Genomic DNA, 17,885 nt, shown 5'->3' with positions numbered 1-17,885 from the left:
TGCTGACAAAAACAACGTCACACGACCCCCTGGCTGCGCAGGTAGTCATCGTAGCTGCCGCTGAAATCGACAATGCCTTCCGGCTGCATATCAATAATGCGCGTGGCCAGTGACGAGACGAACTCACGGTCGTGGCTCACAAACATCAGCGTGCCGGGGTAGTTCTCCAGGGCCAGGTTCAACGCCTCGATAGACTCCATATCCAGGTGGTTAGTCGGCTCATCCATCAGCATTACGTTGGGCTGAGTAAGGATTAACTTACCAAACAGCATGCGCCCCTGCTCGCCACCGGAAATGACCTTCACCGATTTTCCAATATCGTCGCTGGAAAACAGCATCCGCCCCAGAGCACCGCGAACCACCTGCTCGCCACCTTGAGTCCATGCTGACATCCACTCAAACAACGTGGCATCGACGGCAAAGTCGTCGCTGTGATCCTGAGCAAAAACCCCCACTTCAGCGGCTTCGGTCCACTTCACTTCGCCCGCGTCCGGGTGTAACTCGCCCGCCAGGGTTTTCAGCAGCGTGGTTTTGCCGATGCCGTTGGGGCCGATAATAGCAATGCGCTCACCGGCTTCCACAGTCATGGAAAGACGCTCGAACAGCGGCTTGTCGCCCTCATAGCTCTTGGTAATGCCGTCCACGTTGACGGCATTACGGTGGATTTTCTTCGCCTGATCAAAGCGGATAAAGGGGCTTACGCGGCTGGAAGGCTTGATATCTTCCAGTTTGATTTTATCGATTTGACGCGCTCTAGACGTAGCCTGCTTAGCTTTCGAGGCGTTAGCGGAGAAGCGGCTCACGAACTGCTGCAGCTCGGCAATCTGGGCCTTTTTCTTGGCGTTATCCGAGTGCTGACGCTCGCGAACAGCGGTGGCGGCGGTCATGTAATCATCGTAGTTACCCGGGAACAGGGTGATTTCACCGTAATCCAGATCCGCCATATGCGTACACACGCTGTTCAGGAAGTGGCGGTCGTGGGAGATGATGATCATGGTGCTGCTGCGCGCTTTAAGAATATCTTCCAGCCAGCGGATGGTGTTGATATCCAGGTGGTTGGTCGGCTCATCCAGCAACAGTACATCCGGGTCAGCGAATAGCGCCTGGGCGAGCAGCACGCGCAGCTTCCAGCCGGGAGAGACTTCGCTCATCGGGCCCGTGTGTTGCTCAATGGGAATGCCCAGGCCTAGCAGCAGTTCGCCTGCGCGGGGCTCAGCGGTGTAGCCGTCCAGCTCGGCGAAGCGCACTTCCAGGTCAGCGACGGCCATGCCGTCCTCTTCGCTCATCTCTGCCAGGGAGTAAATGCGTTCACGCTCAGCGGCGACCGACCAGAGCTCTACATTGCCCATGATGACGGTATCGATCACCCGCTCATTTTCAAACGCAAACTGATCCTGACGCAACTTACCCAGCCGTGTACTGCTATCCAGCATCACCTGGCCGGAAGTGGGCTCCAAATCGCCACCGAGAATTTTCATAAAGGTGGATTTGCCGCAGCCGTTCGCGCCAATCAGGCCGTAACGGTTGCCGTTATTGAATTTAACGGAGACATTTTCAAACAGGGGCTTGGCCCCAAACTGCATGGTGATATTGGCGGTAGCGATCACAAAAGGAGCCCTGGTTAGCGCATTGTCAGTAACGACGACAGCTTACAACGAATAGAAAGGCTCGCGATTCTACGCGCTATTAGGCGTGTATTCACCCATCAAACCCTAGTGGCGTCAGGCGCTTGCCGGGATATCGAGTAGAAAGCGTTCATCATCAAGCGCTTGGCGCAGCCGCGAGTGCAATATATCAACGATCCCTTGATGCTCCCCCACCAGCTTCGTCGTGGTAACGGAAAGCCCTGGATACTGCTGTTCAGCCGCTGCACAAATCTCGGCAATATCGCCGCCCTCCCCGGCGTGGCGCCCCGGCGAAAGAAACAGCATCGCCAGGATCACCGAGCCTATCTTAAACTCGGGTAGCGCCAGCAAGTTTTCCAGCAGTGGCTCATTAAAGCGGTACTCATCGCCCTCGCGCCGCTCCATGGAGGCAGCGGCAACACACGCTACGTCATCGGCTAGCAGCACGCTGAGCTGCCCCGCCAGGCGGTTGCGTACGGCGGTAACCTCAGGAATCGGGCTGCCGTGATCCACCAGCGCCACATGCGGTTTAGTACCTGGGCGAAGCTTGTCGCGCACGTTATCGGCCAGCAGATGGGCTAAACGCAGGTCGTTATCGCCGAACTCATCCACTAAGGGCTGGGCTACCCGCACCTTAACGTGGGGAAAGCGCTCCTGCAGCGTGGCCATGCGCTCGGGGAGATAACCCGTCAGCGCTTTGCTGGGGCCAAAAAAGAACGGCAGCACGATAATCTCCGTTGCCCCCTGTTCGGCACTGCATTCAGCGGCGGGGCCAAGGGTAGTGGCGGGAATACCTCCCACCTCATCCGCAGGAATCTTATTGGAGTGCAGCAGCGAGGCCGCCTGCACGGTTTCGCCTACAAGCCCGCTAAGCGAAGCCGCCACGCGGCGTAAATTCAGCGTTGCCTGCGCTCGTAGCGAGCCGTTATCCACCAGAAAAATCGCGCGCATGGCTGCCTCCAGTCGTGGTCTTGGCAATCGTGTGGGTGATCAACCGTGACATGTTAAGATGGTGGTTTTACACCGTCGTTGGCCCCCATGTTACTTGAAAAATGTGCCTTAAAAACGCTGCCTGATACCGATGCTTGATACCACTGCACTTAACCAGCAAAGAAACTTCTTCGAAGGCCATGCGGCGATATGGCTATTCGGCTACGGCTCACTGATTTGGAAGGCTGACTTTGCCTACCTGGAGCGCCGCCCGGCGTATATACACGGCTGGGAGCGGCGATTTTGGCAGGGCTCCCATGATCACCGCGGCACGCCTGAAGCGCCTGGGCGGGTGGCAACGCTGATCCGCGCCAAAGATTCGATTTGCCACGGCATGGCCTACCGCATTGCCCCGGAAGTGCTCGCGCCGTTGGATGTGCGGGAGAAGAACGGCTATTTGCGGGAAAAAGTACCGCTGACGTTTATGGACGAGAAAGGCAACGGAACCGAACAGAGCGAAGGGCTTATTTATCTGGCCAGCGATGACAATCCGGCCTTTTTGGGCGACGCGCCGCTTGATGAGATCGCCCAGCAAATTGCCAACGCCCATGGGCCCAGCGGCCCCAACCGCGACTACTTGGTCAACCTCGCCGTGGCGCTGCGGGAACTAGGCGCCAAAGATGCCCATATCTTTGCTCTGGAACAACAGCTGAGTCAATTTTAACATTACCAGTAGCGCGGATAACGGCGGTGACGGGCAAGGTTATTGACCAATATGGCGATTACCAGCATCACTATACTGCCCGCTCCGATTGGCAAAAGAGGATACCACCACCCCAGTTGATGAACGCTGGCACCCCCGCCTACCGCAATCAGAGCCGCCGCGGCTCCTGGTGGGTGAACCGTATGGGTTAGCTGCATACCCAGCACCGACAGTGATACGGCCAGAGCCATTGAGAGGGGGGTCGCTCCCAGCAGTTGGTAGCAAGCAACGCCAATACCCGCGGAGAGCACGCTGCCAAAGAGTACATGGCTGGGCTGGGCAAAAGGGCTTTCAGGTGCTGCGTAGATGAGCACCGAGGTTGCGCCGAAGGAGCCTACGATGAGCAGTTGTTGTGACAGCCACGCCGAGCTTAACCAGCAAATGACCGCCATACCGGTAAAGGCCCCGACCCATGACCAAAAAGCATCCTGCCAGCCTACCCGGGCACGCTTGACTGGCTGCCCCCGCATCTTGCCAAGATAAGTTTTCATTACACTCGCTTTGCACAAAATGAGTGCAAATGATGCCAAAATGCACCAAATAAGCAAATGACAATCTATCATGCCCCTGATGAAACTGACTCAAGGGCAACGCGATTGCTCATCATCAGTGTATGGGGTGTTAACCAAGGAGAGAAACGGGGGCATTATTTTATGACATTTTTTATAAACAATACCCGAGCTCGTTCGTCATACTATATAGAGGGATCAAACAGCTTAACTTCGCGTATATCGACCTGCTCCCAGACACGCTCAGTCATATAAGGCTCTTGCGCCAGCCAAGCCTCTAAATCTTCTCGAGTAGCAAATCTGAAATGTGCATTTGAACCGATCATTTTACCTTCATCGTTCAGCACTACCCCACCACTTACGAAATTACCCGACCGATAGAGATTACGCAGTCCTTCCAGGTGCAGCTCGCGACAAGCCAGGCGGCGGTTTAAGGCCCCCTCATCGGTGTAATCATAGGCGATCAACGCAAACTGCTTCATCTACTCCTCCTCTCAGTGTGTCTACATCATCAACCACGAAAGAATAAACAGCCCCAATACGGTACGTACAATACCGCCGATTATCGAGCCTCGCAGAAAAGCGCGCAAACCGCCCCACAGAATCAGCAGCCCAATCACTAAGACAGCAATGCTGAAAAAGGAATCACTGATTCCCAGCGAACGCGTCAGGCCATCGATGAAATCGCCGAACGCACCGAAGAAGTTGGTGAAAATGCCCAGCAGAAACTCCACCACCACGCGGATGGCTTCACCGATAGTTTCGCCAATTTCGTCAAAAAAGCCGTTTGTCTGCATCGCGTTTGCTTGCATCGATAGTACCCGTGACTGAGAAGGATAAGCGGCATTGTCGGTTAAATACGCTGACTGAGCAAAGCAGGATCCATCCCTCCCCCTCTTCGCCTTCCGTTTTTAGCGACTTTTCCGTCCAGCAACTACTCCGTCCAGCAACTATGCTCTCATAAACGCTCCAAAATATATGAGCCGTAAAACGTTCGTTTAAACAATCACCCTTATCGTCGTTACGCGCTAGGTGCCTGCCATGAACCATCATTACCCCCTGGCCGATCAACTCCAAGCTAGCACTCACCAGGTAGAAAACCAGCCGCCACCGCTGGAAAGCTACAATAGCTACACAGCTGATCGCGTTCTTCAGGAAGGCGTTAACCGTGAAAGCGGGTCTGACGACGATGCCCCACTCAAGACGTTTGGCCAGTGGGCGGGCTCTGCTGAGGCGATTGCCTTGGGGGTTGAGGCCAACCGTTACTCCCCCCAGTTAGTGACCCACGACCAGCAAGGCCATCGGGTCGATTTGATCGAGTTTCATCCCGCCTATCATCAGCTTATGCAAACGGCGATAGAGCACGGCTTGCATGCTAGCCCCTGGCGAACCCCTCGGCCCGGTGCGCATGTTTATCGGGCCGCCAACTACTTTTTACAGGCCCAGGTAGAAGCGGGCCACGGCTGTCCGATTACCATGACCTTTGCAGCCCTGCCCGCACTGCGCCATCAACCCAGCCTGCTTGAGAGCTGGGGCGATAAAATCACCGCCCCACATTACGACCCGCGCAACGTCCCCTATTTCGAGAAACAGGGCCTCACTCTGGGCATGGCAATGACCGAAAAGCAGGGCGGCTCCGATGTGCGTTTGAACACCACCCGCGCCTACCCGATTGATCAAGGCGGGCCGGGGGAAGCTTTTGAGCTGGTGGGGCATAAATGGTTTGTCTCCGCGCCAATGTGCGATGCATTTCTGGTACTCGCCCAGGCGCCCAGTGGCTTGAGCTGTTTCTTGCTGCCACGCTGGCGGCCCGACGGCAGTAAGAACCCGCTTCATATACAGCAGCTAAAACGTAAAATGGGCAATGTATCGAATGCTTCCAGCGAGACCGAGCTGCGGGGCGCCTTTGCCTGGATGGTGGGCGATGAAGGCCGCGGTGTGCGCACCATCATCGAGATGGTCGCCATGACCCGCTACGACTGCATGATTGGTTCAGCTGCCGGAATGCGCCAAGCCACCGCCCAGGCCATTCATCACGCCTCTCATCGGCATGCCTTTGGGAAGCGGCTCAGCGAGCAGCCGCTGATGCAAAATGTGCTCGCTGACTTGGCTATTGAGAGCGAAGCCGCCACCACCTTAATGCTGCGTATGGCCCGCGCCATGGATCATCAGGACAACGAGCATGAGCGCCTGCTTTCGCGAATCGCCACCCCTGTGGGCAAGTACTGGATATGTAAACGCACGCCCCACCACGCATACGAGGCAATGGAGGTGATTGGTGGAAGCGGCGTCATGGAGACCCACATAATGGCGCGCCTGTTTCGCGAGTCGCCCATCAACGCCATTTGGGAAGGCAGCGGAAATGTGCAGTGCTTGGATATCCTGCGCGCGATTGAAAAACAGCCCGAAGTACTCGACGCCTACTTCGCCGAACTCGGCCTTTCACAGGGCGCCAATGGGCATCTTGACCGTTTTATCCACCAATTACAGCGGCAGATGCAGGATACTCAAACGCTCCAGTACCGCGCCCGCCAACTGGCGGACGGCATGGCCCTAGCGTTACAGGGCGCCCTGCTGGTTCAGCACGCCCCCGCTTATGTGGCCGATGCATTCTGCGCTGGTCGGCTTGCCGACCGCAGTGGCCTCAATACAGGCACGCTACCTACTGGTCTGGATTGCGCGGCAATCATCCAGCGTGCCCGGCCCGTGGAATAAAACCCTTGGAGTGAGTCCTTGGAATAAGCGTTCACGACTATGGTCGTCTTCCATGCTAAAACTGATCGCGTAAAACTAATCACATTAAAAAACTATTTACATTAAAAGCCAGCAACAACGTGATAGTGGGAGAGCTTGGTGCATCACTCGTCGATGACGCCAGCGCCGAAGGAGCAACAGCCCCGGAAACTCTCAGGCAACCGGACCGCTATTACCTTAACTTTCCGAAGAGCGGCTGATGACTGCGTCACTCAGCCCACCGAAGGAGCAAGCGCACCCAACGGATGCGTGAATCTCTCAGGTTCCATGACGGAAGGGGTACGCCAACAGCTACGCCGTTAGGTGGTATTCCCGACGCTCATACAACCTGGAGAGAGTTATGCAACGTATTGCCGTTATCGGTGGTGGTATCACCGGCATTACCAGCGCCTACGCCCTGGCCAAACGTGGCTATGACGTCACCGTCTTTGAAAAGCATCGTTACGCCGCCATGGAGACCTCATTCGCCAACGGCGGTCAGCTCTCGGCCTCCAACGCCGAAGTGTGGAACCACTGGCCAACCGTGATCAAGGGCCTGCGCTGGATGCTCAGAAACGACGCCCCGCTACTGGTTAACCCCCGCCCAAGCTGGCACAAGCTCAGTTGGTTTGGCGAATTTATCGCCTCGATACCCCGCTACGCTGCCAACACCACCGAGACCACGCGGCTGGCCATTGCGGCCAGAGAGCACCTGTTTCAGTGGGCAAAAGACGAGCAGATCGGCTTTGACCTCAAGCAGAAAGGCATTCTGCATATCTACCGCGACAAAGCGGGTTATGACCACGCCGCCAAGGTCTCCAAGCTGCTCAGCAAAGGCGGCCTGGAGCGCCGAGCAGTCACCCCTGACGAGATGCGCACCATCGAACCGACGATGGCGGGCAGCTACTACGGCGGCTTCTATACCGAAAGCGACGCCACAGGCGATATTCATAAGTTCACCCACGGCTTGGCTCAAGCCGCCGAGCGCCGCGGCGTAACGCTTAAATATGGTCACAGCGTCCAGGATATCGGCGCCGATCAACAGCACGCCTGGATCACCGCCACGCTTGAAGGCGAGGCTGACGGTGACCCGGTGCGCGAAACCTTTGATAGCGTGGTGGTATGCGCCGGGGTGGGCAGCCGTGCTCTGGCTGCCAAGCTAGGCGATCGGGTCAATATCTACCCGGTCAAAGGCTACTCGATCACCGTGCAGCTCGATGACGCTGCCTCCCAACAGGCAGCGCCCACCGTTAGCCTGCTCGATGATGAGACCAAGTTAGTGACCAGCCGCCTGGGCGATGACCGCTTCCGTATTGCGGGCACCGCTGAGTTTAACGGCTATAACCGCGATATCCGCGACAACCGTATCCGCCCGCTAATCCGCTGGGTGGAAGAGTGCTTCCCCGGCGTCAGCACTCGCCGCGTAGTACCTTGGGCAGGCCTGCGCCCGATGCTCCCTAACATGCTGCCCAAAGTCGGCCGCGGAAAATTACCCACAGTGTTTTACAACACCGGTCACGGCCACCTGGGCTGGACCCTCTCTGCCATCACCGCGGATATGCTCGCAGATGCGGTAGAGGATAAAAACGCCCACTCTCAGCAAGCCACCCAACCGCTAATCTAATCCCAACCGTGACATGTCCGGGCAGGCTTCCGGTAAGATATAAAACACTCCACCACAGGCGTGTTTTATGCTTAACCAGCGTGCATTAACCTACCTCAATGAAGTGATTCGCCGCGGCTCACTCAGGCGTGCCGCGGCCCACCTGAATGTCGATGCTTCTGCCGTTAGCCGCCAACTAAAAGCACTAGAAGAAGAGTTGGATACCCAGCTATGCGAGCGGCACGGAAGAGGGATGCGCGCAACCGCAGCGGGCCAGCTACTGGTGCACCATTTTCATGCCCAGCGGGCTTCAGAAGAAGCGGTGCTCTCCCAGCTAATGGCACTTCAAAGCCTAACGAAAGGGGAAGTTCGTATTGCCGTGGGAGAAGGGTTTATCGCTGACCTGATCGCCGCACCGTTAGGCACTTTTATGTCAGCGTTTTCCGGTATCAATGTCGAAATTCGCATGGCGGGTGTCAACGAAGCGATGTCGTTACTCAAAGATCGTGAAGTGGATATAGCGCTACTTTATGCACCGCCGGTAGACCCGCAACTTTTCTGCCACGTGGAAACGCGCCAGCCGCTCGATGTGATTGTGCCCCCCAATCACCCACTAAGTGATCTTAACCGCCCGGTAACCCTGCATGACTTAACGGGGTGGCCCCTGGCGTTAATGGACAATCCTTTTGGTATGCGGCAAATGGTCAATATGGTGGCCCACCAGGAGCGCATTCATCTTGAAGCACGCCTGCACACCAACTCTGTTTCGGTGTTAAAGAATTTCGTCCGCTCAGGCATCGGCGTTACGTTTATGCCCGAACTCACCGTAGCGGATGAGATTGAGCGCGGTGAGATCTTCACACTACCCATGCAGTACCCGGTGATGAACGGTACGCGGGCACAAATTGTTAGCCTGAAAGGGCAGGAACTCCCGGTCGCCTCAATCACTTGCATCGATCATTTGCACAAAGGCATGCGCTTTTTCTCCGCCGATGCACCACGACTGTTGCAATAAAAGCCACAGTTTAGGTATTGCATAGTCAACACCTCAATACATAGTCTTCTAGTAAGCACTCCTTATAAATCCAATAACGCGCCCTTAGCGCCTCATAGCTCACGACAATAAACCAGGAGACTTACGATGTTTACTCAGCACTTTTCACCCAAACGACTCATCTCGGCTTGCCTGATTGGCTCTGCCATGATGGCAGGAAACACTCTTGCAGCCACCACCATTAATCTGAGTTACAACGGTGCCCCAGATCCCGAAAAGAATGCTGTCCACGTCTTTGCAGAGAACCTTAAAACGTTGGTAGACGAAAAAACTGACGGTGAGATACAGCTTGAGCTCTACCCGAATAGCATGCTGGGTGATGAAGAGGAGCGCATGGAACAAACCATGAATACGCCCATGCTCAACGTGGCGTCATTTGCAGGCGTCTCTCCTCTCGTTGATGAGATCTTCGTCAGCGCTATTCCGTTTCTGTTCGACGACTTTGCGGCGGCGCGTAGCTTCTTCGATGAAGGAGAGTATTGGCAGGAAGTCAGCAATGCTCTGCAGGAGCGTGCCGGTATCGATATGCTGGCGGTCGTCGAAGAGGGGGGCTTCCTGGCATTCACCAACAATGAACGGCCTATCAGCCACCCGGACGACTTCGAAGGGCTGCGTTTCCGGGCCATGGATCCCAGCCAGGTAGCCCTCTATGAATCCTTCGGTGCCTCCGGTACTCCCATTCCCTGGACAGAGACCTACATGGGACTGCGTACAGGAGTGGCCGACGGCCAGATGAACCCGCCGATGTATATCATCCTGGGCAGCCTCTACGAAGTGCAGGACTACCTGACCCTAGCCAATATCCAATACTCCGATCAGTTCCTGGTGGGCAATAGCGACATGATCGCAGGTTGGGACGATGAGCTTCGCAGCACCTTTATGGAGGCCGTCTCCGAAGCTAATCACAATGCCCGTGAGCACAACGAGGAACAGGTTGAGGCACGTATCGCCTACCTGGAAGAGCAAGGAATGGAAGTGATTCGCCCTTCTGAAGAGGAGCTCACCGCTTTCCGCGACATTGGCCAGCCCGCCTATCTTGAGTGGCTCGAAGAACGTGATATCGAGCAACGCTGGATCGATATGGCCCTGGAAGATGCAGGCATGAGCGAACTGCTCGACTAACGGCTGTTAACAACAGGGGCTGGTACCTTACCGGCCCCCTAATTTCCAGTACTTAATATCCCAGTACTGAATGTTCTAGTGCTTAACGTTTCTGTGCTTCCTGGAAGGCTGCCATGTTTAATACGCTTCGATCCCGTCTACTGGCGATCAGCCGCCCGGTGTCCCTAACCCTGGCGGGCGCGCTGCTATGCCTCAATGTTGCGGCCATATTGTATGGGGTGTTTGCCCGCTACATCGCCGGTGGTGCCCCTATTTGGACAGATGAGATATCGCGATTTTTGATTATCGCCACCGTGATGCTCGCGGCTGGCACCGTCTGGTCGGAAGGGGGTCACATGCGCGTTGGTCTGTTGGAGAAGCTACTGCCACCCCCTCTCGCGCGTTTGCTGAACGTGTACCAGTGGCTGCTCACCCTGCTGATTGCAGCGGGGGGTGCCTGGGTCAGCTATCGCTATGCACTCTCGGTCAGCATGTTTACCACCTCAGGGCTTGGCATTAGCCGCACGGTGCCCCTCCTCTCGCTACCCGTTGGCTTTTTATTACTGGCTTGGCATGCGCTTCTCTATGGCCCCGCGCCACTTAAAACTGTCGAGGACACCTTATGATTGTGACTATGTTGGCGGTTTTCCTCGGCCACGTTTTGCTTGGGCTTCCTCTGTTCATCGCACTGCTGACCACGGCGATAGTAGGCTTTCTGTTTGTCGACCCCTCGATGATTCCACGTATGCTGCCCCAGCAATTCTTTGGCGGTATCAATGTGTTCTCCTTGATGGCTATTCCGTTATTCATCTTCGCTGGCAACCTGATGAACGTCAGCGGCTTAACCGAGCGCCTGATGGGGTTCGCCCGCCTGATAGTGGGGCACTTGCGGGGCGGTATGGGCCACGTCAACGTGGTGTCGAGCGTGTTCTTCGCAGGCGTCAATGGCTCAGCGGTGGCGGATACCTCGGCACTGGGGTCGCTGTTAGTACCTGCCATGGAGAAGGAGGGCTACTCAAGGGCTTTTGCCGCTGGGTTGACCGCCGGTAGCTCGCTGATCGGCCCGATTATTCCACCCAGTATCTTTATGATCCTCTACGCCTCACTGACCAACACCTCAGTAGGCGATCTATTTCTGGCGGGCGTAGTACCAGGTCTGCTGCTGGGGGTTGCCTTTATGGGCATGAACGCCTGGTATGCCTGGCGCCACCGATTACCCAAAAGTGGCCAGTTGCCCTCAATCGGCCAACTTGGCATAGCCTTCGCGGCCGCTCTGCCCGCGCTTATCGCTCCCTTTATTATTGTTGCTGGCATCGTGCTGGGCTTTGTGACGCCTACAGAATCTGGCGCGTTGACAGCGCTGTATGTGGCCTTATGTGGCTTTGTGCTGGGAGAGTTACGCTTTAAAGAGTGCTGGCAAGCCATCCTTGATACGGCACGCTTAACCTCGGCGATTTTTCTCATCATGGCGGCCTCGGCGACGATTAGCTGGCTGCTCTCCTATGCGCAAGTACCTGCGCAGTTTGTATCCCTGCTATCACCCTACGTGGACAATAGCGTGGTTATTTTATTACTGCTTAGTGCAATCACCTTCATCACGGGCATGTTTATGGAGGAGGTGTCGGCATTGATGCTACTGACGCCGATCTTTGCGCCGGTGGCTATGATGGCGGGTATAGACCCCATTCATCTGGGCGTCATCATCACACTGAACATTACCATTGCATTGATCACGCCACCGCTGGGCGCCTGTGTGTTCGTGGCCGCCGCGGTTAGTCGGCTTGAGATAGTGTCGCTATTTAGAACCATTTGGCCCTTTGTGCTGACGGCGATTGCGGTGCTTATTCTATTAATCCTTTTTCCATCGCTGACGCTGTGGCTGCCTACTCAGTTTTGACAACTAGTTTTAATAACCAGCTTGGATAACACTCTGCTTGGATAACATAATGCCTTTGAGCACACTATTGAAGGCCTTGCCGCCTATACCCAGCCATTCAGCTCCCTGCTGGGAACAGCTGCGCCGCGCGCCTATTGAAGATAACGGCGAGCGCTTGGTACCGATGAGCCTCGCCCCGGCACCGGTCAGCGTGTTCCCCGCCTATGCTCGGCTGGGTATTCCGGGTGCGGTGCCGGAGTGTTTCGTTCGTGAGGGGGTTTATCGGGCGCTACTCGCTGCGGCACGTAGCTTACCCGAGGGCATCGGGTTGATCGTACTGGATGGCTGGCGGCCATGGCGGGTGCAGCAGTACTTGTTTGATACCCTGCATGAAGCCATCCACCACCACCATCCAGACCTCAGCGAAGCGGAGCTATTGGAGCGTACAAGAGAGTTCGTATCGGTACCCAGTCGCGACCCTTTAGCCCCCAGCCCGCACCTCACCGGCGGCGCCGTCGATGTCACGCTTTGTGATGCCGATGGCCTGCCACTGGATATGGGCACCCTGTTTGACGAGGCGCTTCCCGCCTCCCATAGCGACTATTTCGAAAAGCTGGAAATGCTTACCCCGCAGCAACATAAGGCGCGGGATAACCGCCGCCTGCTCTATCACACCCTGCAACAACAAGGCTTCACCAACCTGCCCAGCGAGTGGTGGCACTTCGATTATGGCGATCAATTATGGGCCTACTACGGGCCGCATGATCATGCACAGTACGGCCCGGCAGAGCTGGATACCATAGAGAACCGCTGGCGCAGGCAGTTGGGGTAATGATCTAGCCAGCGCCAGATTCAGTGTGCTCACACCGCAGGCGCTTCAAGTTCCAGAAAGCGCCGTACTCGGTCGGTTTTAGGGTTCTCAAAGAACTCGCTGGGGTGGGATTTTTCAATGATGATGCCTTTGTCGAGAAAGACCACTTGATCGGAGACTGCCCGGGCAAACTCCATTTCGTGGGTCACCAGCACCATGGTGTAGCCTTCTTTGGAGAGGTCTTTGATCACCCCAAGCACTTCCCCCACCAGCTCGGGGTCGAGGGCTGAAGTGGGCTCATCGAACAGCATCACCTTAGGCTGCATGGCGAGAGCCCGCGCAATCGCAACCCGCTGCTTTTGCCCGCCGGAAAGCGTGTAGGGGTACTGTTCGCGTTTATCGGCCATGCCAACTTTTTCGAGCAGCGCCATGGCCCGCTCGTCAGCCTCGGTTTTGCTTAGCCCCTGAACATGAATAGGCGCCTCGGTGACATTGCGCAGCACGCTTAAATGAGGCCAGAGGTTAAAGCCTTGGAACACCATGCCCAAGCGCGCGCGCATGCCTGCCAGCTCACGGCGCGACATGTGTTTTCCAGTGTCACTCACGCCAATGCGATCACCAGCAATACGGATGTCGCCCCGGTCGGGTTGCTCAAGCCAGTTAATGCAGCGTAGCAGGGTAGATTTACCCGAACCCGATGAGCCCAAAATACTCACCACTTCGCCGGGCTGAACTTCCAGCGATACATCCCGCAGCACCTCGGTGCCATCGAAGCTTTTGGAAAGGTTACGAATACTAACAGCGGCGGTCTCAGGCATTTTCGAATCCTCGCTTGGCGCCAAAACGGCCAATCATTTTGATAAATAGTTCTAAACCAATACTGATCAGCCAGTAGAAGCCGATCACCACGATGAACGCTTCCATGGGAATGAAGTAGGTGCTCGACAGGCTGCTCGCCGCCGCGGTGAGTTCGCGCACGGTGATGATCACCAGAAAGGCGGTGTCTTTGAGTAGGATAATCAACTGATTACCCAATAAGCCGCGGGTTTTCAAAATCAGCTGCGGCAAGATAATGCGCATAAACATTTGGGGCTGCGAGAACCCTTGGGCGATTGCTGCCTCTACCTGCCCTTGGGCGAAGGTAGCGCGGCAGCCGCGCAGAATCTCCGCGAAGTATGCGCCATGGTAGATCACCAGGGCGATAATCCCGGCCGTCCAGGCACTCATGCGGATGCCTGCACTAGGTAAGCCGTAATACAGCAGGTAGGCCAGGATCAAAAATGGCAGCATACGCATGCCATCGATAAAAATCCGCAGCGGAACCTTTAACCGTGGGCGGGAACCCTCCAATAAAAACACCATGGCGCTGCCCATTAAAAAAGCCAAGACAGCGGATAAACCAAATAGCTTTAAGGTGTTATAAAAACCACTTAAAAACACATCGTAAGATGACCAAAGAATTTCCCAGTTGCTCATAGAGACTCCCTAAACGACCACCTTAAACGGCCAGCCGGCTGGCTTTACGCTCAGCCACACGTTGAAACCACACCAACAGACTGATAATCAGCATATACAGCGCCGCAGCCGCTAAAATGGGTGGCAGTGGGTCGTAGGTCACCGCCGAAATACGGTTGGTCACACGGGTCAGGTCGACGACGCCGATGACCGCAATAGCGGGGCTGCCTTTAATCAGAAATGACATTTCATTCACCAAGCCCGGCAGGCTGGTAATGGTGATTTGTGGCAGCATAATACGGCGGAAATAGACCCACGGTGTCATACCGATGGCCAGGGCCGCTTCACGCTGCTCTTTGGAGAAGTTGTTAAAGGCAGAGCGCCAGATTTCAGCGTTAAAAGCAGTGGTATTGAGGGTTAACGCGATAATACCGGCCACATTGCGGTTGAGGTTAACGCCCATGGTCGGCGCGGTTAAGAAGATAAACAGCACCAGCGTCACCAGCGGCGTTGCCCGCGCCAAGCTAATGTAGACGCCTAGCAATTGATGCAAAACGGGAATTTTGGCCACCCTAAGCAATGCAATCAAAAGCCCCATTACCACACCGATGGCAATGGAGATGCCGGATATCCAAAGCGTTGTCCAGGCGCCCTGGATGAGAAGCCCCCATGCGCTACTGTCCATGCTCACCCCCTAATTCGCGATAAGAAAACCGCCGCCCAGGCTGGGCGGCAGGCGAATGTGATGGCTTACATACCGGCCATTTCGTGGAACTCTTCCACTGAGGTGATAGGGGTTGTCGGCAGGTCATCAAAGGACTCGCCAAACCACTTTTCCTGCAGCTCGGCCAGGCGGCCAGAATCACGCAGGTGGCTCATAAAGTCGGTGATATAGGCCAGCAGTTGTGGGCTGTCTTTAGGCATCGGCCAGGCAACATAGCCAGGACCGGAGACCGCTTGACCGGCTTCAAATACGTCAGGGCGTTCACTGATCAGGTCATTAACCGGCACGATGGAGTTAATCACGTAATCGACACGACCGTTGGCCAGGTCAGCGTAGATTTCTGGATAGGCCTCATACTGCATTACGTCGCCCAGCTCGCCACCACTCTCTTCCAGCATGACCTCCAACTCTGGCAGGCGCGATAGCAGTGCACTGCCCGCCTGAACACCCAGCGTCATACCACTTAAGTCTTCAATGCTGTTGATACGGTCATCACCTGCCCGCTTAATGTAAAAGTGCTGTGCCGATGCAAACGGCGGCGCGTAGTTAAACACCCGCAGGCGTTCGTCGGTCACCGACGCGCCGGTAAGTGCCATGTCGTATTGGCCCGATGAAACCGAGGCCAAAAGCCCCGTCCAAGGCAAAATATCCTGGCGGATCTCGAAGTCAGCGTACTCCTCCAGTTCAATCAATATATCTTTGATAAAGCCATCGGGGTCGCTGCCACTCATAAAGTTAAACGGCGCGTAGTTATCTTCGGTGGCCACGCTCATATAGCCACGGCTCTCTATTTCATCTAAATCCGCAGCGGAAACGGTCAGTGACGCACTTAAAGCAAGCGCGCCGATGCTTATTGCGGAGGCTAAGGCAGCTATTTTTTTCATCGTCTGATATCCCCTAGGTTTTCAAAAATACGCTTTTAAAAAATAGGTTTTAGAAAAAGCAGTCAAAACATCGCTCGCCTTTGCGTTTGCAGTGGGTCTGCAAACAGTTGGGCGATATGCAGAAGCTGACTTCACCCTAGATTTTTATCCTCTCTGCGATTAGAGCCAGTTAGCGCAAATTAAAAGGACAGTTACCGATAGCCGCTGCCGACAACAGAACTGGCACGAAAGATGCTTTTGTTTAAGGAGAGATGCTTGAGTGAATGGGCTAGACGGCCAGGGTTTTGAAGAGGAGATGTGCATGACATCGCTGTGTCTTGAGGTCGACCCTAACGCTGGCGCCTGCCTGCAAGAACAATTACGCAAAACGCTGTTAGAAGCGATTCGTATGGGCAGTTTACCCAGCGAGGATGCGCTGCCCTCCTGCCGCAAGCTTTCGCAACAGCTGGGTATTTCGCGTAATACGGTGGCGATTGTTTACGAAAAGCTGGTCGAGGATGGCTATTTAATAAGTCGCCCCCGTAGCGGCTACTATTTACACCCTGATTATAACGACCCTCAATCAACGCTTAATTCATCACTAACAGCGTTAACCGAAACCAATAACGGCACAATAAGCGCACCAAACTGGCACAAACGCATTGCTCAGCGCCCTACTAACTACCAAGGCATTCTCAAACCCGGTAATTGGTCGGAATATGCCTACCCGTTTATTTACGGCCAGTTAGATACGCGACTTTTTCCGTTAGCCCAGTGGCGAGATGTTTCTCGGCGCTTATTGAGTTCGCAACGCGATAAACCCTGGCTGCGCGATCGTATTGACCAGGACGACCCGCTCCTGATTGAGCAATTGCGCAAACGTATTTTGCCGCGCCGGGGAATTTTTGCTCGCTCAGAAGAGATTCTGATCACCATGGGAACGCAAAATGCACTCTATCTGATCGCGCAACTGCTCTGCCATCGGGGCACTCGCGTGGCGCTAGAATCTCCCGGTTACCGCGAAGCAATGAATGTGTTTGCCCAGCGCGGTGCCTGCCTGCAGTTGCAAACCGTGGATACGGAAGGCATGCGTCTTGAGGGGTCTCAGCAGTGTGACTATCTGTACGTCATGCCCAGTCATCAGGTGCCCACAGGTGTGACCATGAGCCGCGAGAGGCGCGAAGCTCTACTGGCCCAGCTACCCCATCACGACCAAATCGTGATTGAGGATGACTACGACGCCGAGATTCATGGCGACCAGTTCGCACTGCCAGCCCTCAAAGCCAGCGCGCAGAGCGCCCGAATTATCTACATGGGCAGCTTATCCAAGGCGCTCTCGCCTGGTCTGCGCATGGGTTATGTCGTGGCCGATGCCGAGGTGATCGACGAGCTGCGAGCGCTGCGCCGTATGATGTACCGTCACCCACCCGCCGCGTTACAGCACCAGCTGGCACAGTTTATTTCTCAAGGCTATTACGAGCGCTACCTCAAACTGCATGTGGAGGAGATCGACCGGCGGCGCGACACGATGCGGCTCGCTATTGATCAGGCATTGCCCGGCTGCCTCAGCCACAGCAGCAGTCGTTCCAGCGCCTTCTGGATGGAAGCGGATGCGGGCATCGACACTCAGCGGCTAGCCTGGCATGCCGCCCAGCGGGGTGTGCTCATTGAACCCGGCTTCCAGCACTTCTTCGATGCCGCCCCGCCGCGGCGCTTTTTCCGGCTAGGGTTTGGCGCCATCGAGAGGGAGCGTATCGACCCAGGCATACAGCGCCTGGGCCTCGCCTACGATAACGCCCTGAGTACTTTAATAACGGGCACTTAAAACGGGCATTTAA

General features: G+C 55.6%; 18 protein-coding genes and 1 riboswitch. Of the genes, 9 read left to right on the top strand and 9 right to left on the bottom strand.

Going from position 1 to position 17,885, the window contains the following annotated elements; all coding sequences use genetic code 11:
* Positions 1–17: 17 nt before the first annotated feature.
* Positions 18–1,607 carry an ABC-F family ATPase gene (locus K7H09_RS02010; protein WP_022521655.1) on the bottom strand — a complete coding sequence of 530 codons (1,590 nt, stop codon included), beginning with the start codon at positions 1,605–1,607 and terminating at the stop codon, positions 18–20.
* A 114-nt stretch (positions 1,608–1,721) separates the two neighbouring features.
* The gene (locus K7H09_RS02005; RefSeq protein ID WP_230803360.1) at positions 1,722–2,576 is read right to left on the bottom strand and encodes a sirohydrochlorin chelatase; all 855 of its coding nucleotides are present in this window, start codon (positions 2,574–2,576) and stop codon (positions 1,722–1,724) included.
* Between the two features lie 130 nt (positions 2,577–2,706).
* Here K7H09_RS02005 and K7H09_RS02000 point away from each other — a divergent pair, with 130 nt between their 5' ends.
* On the top strand, positions 2,707–3,279 hold the full coding sequence (locus K7H09_RS02000; RefSeq protein WP_009285951.1) for a gamma-glutamylcyclotransferase: 573 nt from the start codon (positions 2,707–2,709) through the stop codon (positions 3,277–3,279).
* Positions 3,280–3,281: 2 nt separating this feature from the next.
* Here the strand turns inward: K7H09_RS02000 and K7H09_RS01995 are convergent, their stop codons facing one another.
* From K7H09_RS01995 to K7H09_RS01985, 3 genes are all read right to left on the bottom strand, one after another.
* Complete coding sequence (locus K7H09_RS01995; RefSeq protein WP_022521653.1) at positions 3,282–3,809, bottom strand: HPP family protein; 528 nt, start codon at positions 3,807–3,809, stop codon at positions 3,282–3,284.
* A gap of 203 nt (positions 3,810–4,012) precedes the next feature.
* Positions 4,013–4,309, bottom strand: coding sequence for a YciI family protein (locus K7H09_RS01990; protein ID WP_022521652.1), 297 nt, complete (start codon positions 4,307–4,309; stop codon positions 4,013–4,015).
* A 21-nt stretch (positions 4,310–4,330) separates the two neighbouring features.
* Positions 4,331–4,624 (bottom strand): hypothetical protein, encoded by a 294-nt coding sequence (locus K7H09_RS01985; protein WP_027957100.1) that lies wholly within the window; start codon positions 4,622–4,624, stop codon positions 4,331–4,333.
* 244 nt (positions 4,625–4,868) lie between these two features.
* Here K7H09_RS01985 and K7H09_RS01980 point away from each other — a divergent pair, with 244 nt between their 5' ends.
* From K7H09_RS01980 to K7H09_RS01950, 7 genes are all read left to right on the top strand, one after another.
* Positions 4,869–6,542, top strand: coding sequence for an isovaleryl-CoA dehydrogenase (locus tag K7H09_RS01980; RefSeq protein ID WP_039857365.1), 1,674 nt, complete (start codon positions 4,869–4,871; stop codon positions 6,540–6,542).
* A gap of 116 nt (positions 6,543–6,658) precedes the next feature.
* Positions 6,659–6,760, top strand: a riboswitch (glycine riboswitch).
* 161 nt (positions 6,761–6,921) lie between these two features.
* Positions 6,922–8,184 carry a D-amino acid dehydrogenase gene (locus K7H09_RS01975; protein ID WP_230803359.1) on the top strand — a complete coding sequence of 421 codons (1,263 nt, stop codon included), beginning with the start codon at positions 6,922–6,924 and terminating at the stop codon, positions 8,182–8,184.
* Positions 8,185–8,251: 67 nt separating this feature from the next.
* On the top strand, positions 8,252–9,178 hold the full coding sequence (locus tag K7H09_RS01970) for a LysR family transcriptional regulator (RefSeq protein WP_022521649.1): 927 nt from the start codon (positions 8,252–8,254) through the stop codon (positions 9,176–9,178).
* Between the two features lie 126 nt (positions 9,179–9,304).
* Complete coding sequence (gene dctP / locus K7H09_RS01965) at positions 9,305–10,339, top strand: TRAP transporter substrate-binding protein DctP (RefSeq protein ID WP_009285955.1); 1,035 nt, start codon at positions 9,305–9,307, stop codon at positions 10,337–10,339.
* A gap of 113 nt (positions 10,340–10,452) precedes the next feature.
* A complete protein-coding gene (locus tag K7H09_RS01960; protein WP_051051763.1) occupies positions 10,453–10,944 on the top strand; it encodes a TRAP transporter small permease in 492 nt (163 codons plus the stop codon).
* The gene (locus K7H09_RS01955; RefSeq protein ID WP_230803358.1) at positions 10,941–12,215 is read left to right on the top strand and encodes a TRAP transporter large permease; all 1,275 of its coding nucleotides are present in this window, start codon (positions 10,941–10,943) and stop codon (positions 12,213–12,215) included. Before K7H09_RS01960 ends, K7H09_RS01955 begins: the two co-directional genes overlap by 4 nt.
* Positions 12,216–12,264: 49 nt before the next feature.
* Positions 12,265–13,026 (top strand): M15 family metallopeptidase, encoded by a 762-nt coding sequence (locus K7H09_RS01950; RefSeq protein WP_022521646.1) that lies wholly within the window; start codon positions 12,265–12,267, stop codon positions 13,024–13,026.
* 29 nt (positions 13,027–13,055) lie between these two features.
* On the opposite strand, the gene K7H09_RS01945 is transcribed toward K7H09_RS01950, so the two are convergent.
* From K7H09_RS01945 to K7H09_RS01930, 4 genes are all read right to left on the bottom strand, one after another.
* Complete coding sequence (locus K7H09_RS01945) at positions 13,056–13,823, bottom strand: amino acid ABC transporter ATP-binding protein (protein ID WP_041158735.1); 768 nt, start codon at positions 13,821–13,823, stop codon at positions 13,056–13,058.
* Entirely contained in the window at positions 13,816–14,481 is a 666-nt protein-coding gene (locus K7H09_RS01940; protein WP_022521644.1) for an amino acid ABC transporter permease, read from the bottom strand. The genes K7H09_RS01945 and K7H09_RS01940 overlap by 8 nt, the downstream gene beginning before the upstream one ends.
* A gap of 22 nt (positions 14,482–14,503) precedes the next feature.
* Positions 14,504–15,145 (bottom strand): amino acid ABC transporter permease, encoded by a 642-nt coding sequence (locus K7H09_RS01935; RefSeq protein ID WP_022521643.1) that lies wholly within the window; start codon positions 15,143–15,145, stop codon positions 14,504–14,506.
* Positions 15,146–15,210: 65 nt separating this feature from the next.
* The gene (locus K7H09_RS01930; protein WP_009285958.1) at positions 15,211–16,068 is read right to left on the bottom strand and encodes a transporter substrate-binding domain-containing protein; all 858 of its coding nucleotides are present in this window, start codon (positions 16,066–16,068) and stop codon (positions 15,211–15,213) included.
* 301 nt (positions 16,069–16,369) lie between these two features.
* Here K7H09_RS01930 and pdxR point away from each other — a divergent pair, with 301 nt between their 5' ends.
* A complete protein-coding gene (gene pdxR / locus K7H09_RS01925) occupies positions 16,370–17,872 on the top strand; it encodes a MocR-like pyridoxine biosynthesis transcription factor PdxR (protein WP_230803357.1) in 1,503 nt (500 codons plus the stop codon).
* Positions 17,873–17,885: the final 13 nt, after the last annotated feature.

Source organism: Halomonas sp. IOP_14 (assembly GCF_021021315.1).
In the GTDB taxonomy this organism is placed as follows: Bacteria; Pseudomonadota; Gammaproteobacteria; order Pseudomonadales; family Halomonadaceae; genus Vreelandella; species Vreelandella titanicae.
The sequence above is the reverse complement of the archived record's forward strand: the minus strand, read 5'-3'. Positions and strand labels throughout refer to the sequence as shown.

Bases quoted from the DNA above. Each gene is read 5' to 3' on its own strand.
- K7H09_RS01995 (WP_022521653.1), bottom strand. From the start codon at position 3,809: ATGAAAACTTATCTTGGCAAGATGCGGGGGCAGCCAGTCAAGCGTGCC.
- pdxR (WP_230803357.1), top strand. From the start codon at position 16,370: ATGACATCGCTGTGTCTTGAGGTCGACCCTAACGCTGGCGCCTGCCTG.
- K7H09_RS02000 (WP_009285951.1), top strand. From the start codon at position 2,707: ATGCTTGATACCACTGCACTTAACCAGCAAAGAAACTTCTTCGAAGGC.
- K7H09_RS01985 (WP_027957100.1), bottom strand. From the start codon at position 4,624: ATGCAGACAAACGGCTTTTTTGACGAAATTGGCGAAACTATCGGTGAA.
- K7H09_RS01935 (WP_022521643.1), bottom strand. From the start codon at position 15,145: ATGGACAGTAGCGCATGGGGGCTTCTCATCCAGGGCGCCTGGACAACG.
- K7H09_RS01980 (WP_039857365.1), top strand. From the start codon at position 4,869: ATGAACCATCATTACCCCCTGGCCGATCAACTCCAAGCTAGCACTCAC.
- K7H09_RS01970 (WP_022521649.1), top strand. From the start codon at position 8,252: ATGCTTAACCAGCGTGCATTAACCTACCTCAATGAAGTGATTCGCCGC.
- K7H09_RS01950 (WP_022521646.1), top strand. From the start codon at position 12,265: ATGCCTTTGAGCACACTATTGAAGGCCTTGCCGCCTATACCCAGCCAT.
- K7H09_RS01960 (WP_051051763.1), top strand. From the start codon at position 10,453: ATGTTTAATACGCTTCGATCCCGTCTACTGGCGATCAGCCGCCCGGTG.
- K7H09_RS02005 (WP_230803360.1), bottom strand. From the start codon at position 2,576: ATGCGCGCGATTTTTCTGGTGGATAACGGCTCGCTACGAGCGCAGGCA.
- K7H09_RS01955 (WP_230803358.1), top strand. From the start codon at position 10,941: ATGATTGTGACTATGTTGGCGGTTTTCCTCGGCCACGTTTTGCTTGGG.
- K7H09_RS01975 (WP_230803359.1), top strand. From the start codon at position 6,922: ATGCAACGTATTGCCGTTATCGGTGGTGGTATCACCGGCATTACCAGC.
- K7H09_RS01945 (WP_041158735.1), bottom strand. From the start codon at position 13,823: ATGCCTGAGACCGCCGCTGTTAGTATTCGTAACCTTTCCAAAAGCTTC.
- K7H09_RS01990 (WP_022521652.1), bottom strand. From the start codon at position 4,309: ATGAAGCAGTTTGCGTTGATCGCCTATGATTACACCGATGAGGGGGCC.
- dctP (WP_009285955.1), top strand. From the start codon at position 9,305: ATGTTTACTCAGCACTTTTCACCCAAACGACTCATCTCGGCTTGCCTG.
- K7H09_RS01930 (WP_009285958.1), bottom strand. From the start codon at position 16,068: ATGAAAAAAATAGCTGCCTTAGCCTCCGCAATAAGCATCGGCGCGCTT.
- K7H09_RS01940 (WP_022521644.1), bottom strand. From the start codon at position 14,481: ATGAGCAACTGGGAAATTCTTTGGTCATCTTACGATGTGTTTTTAAGT.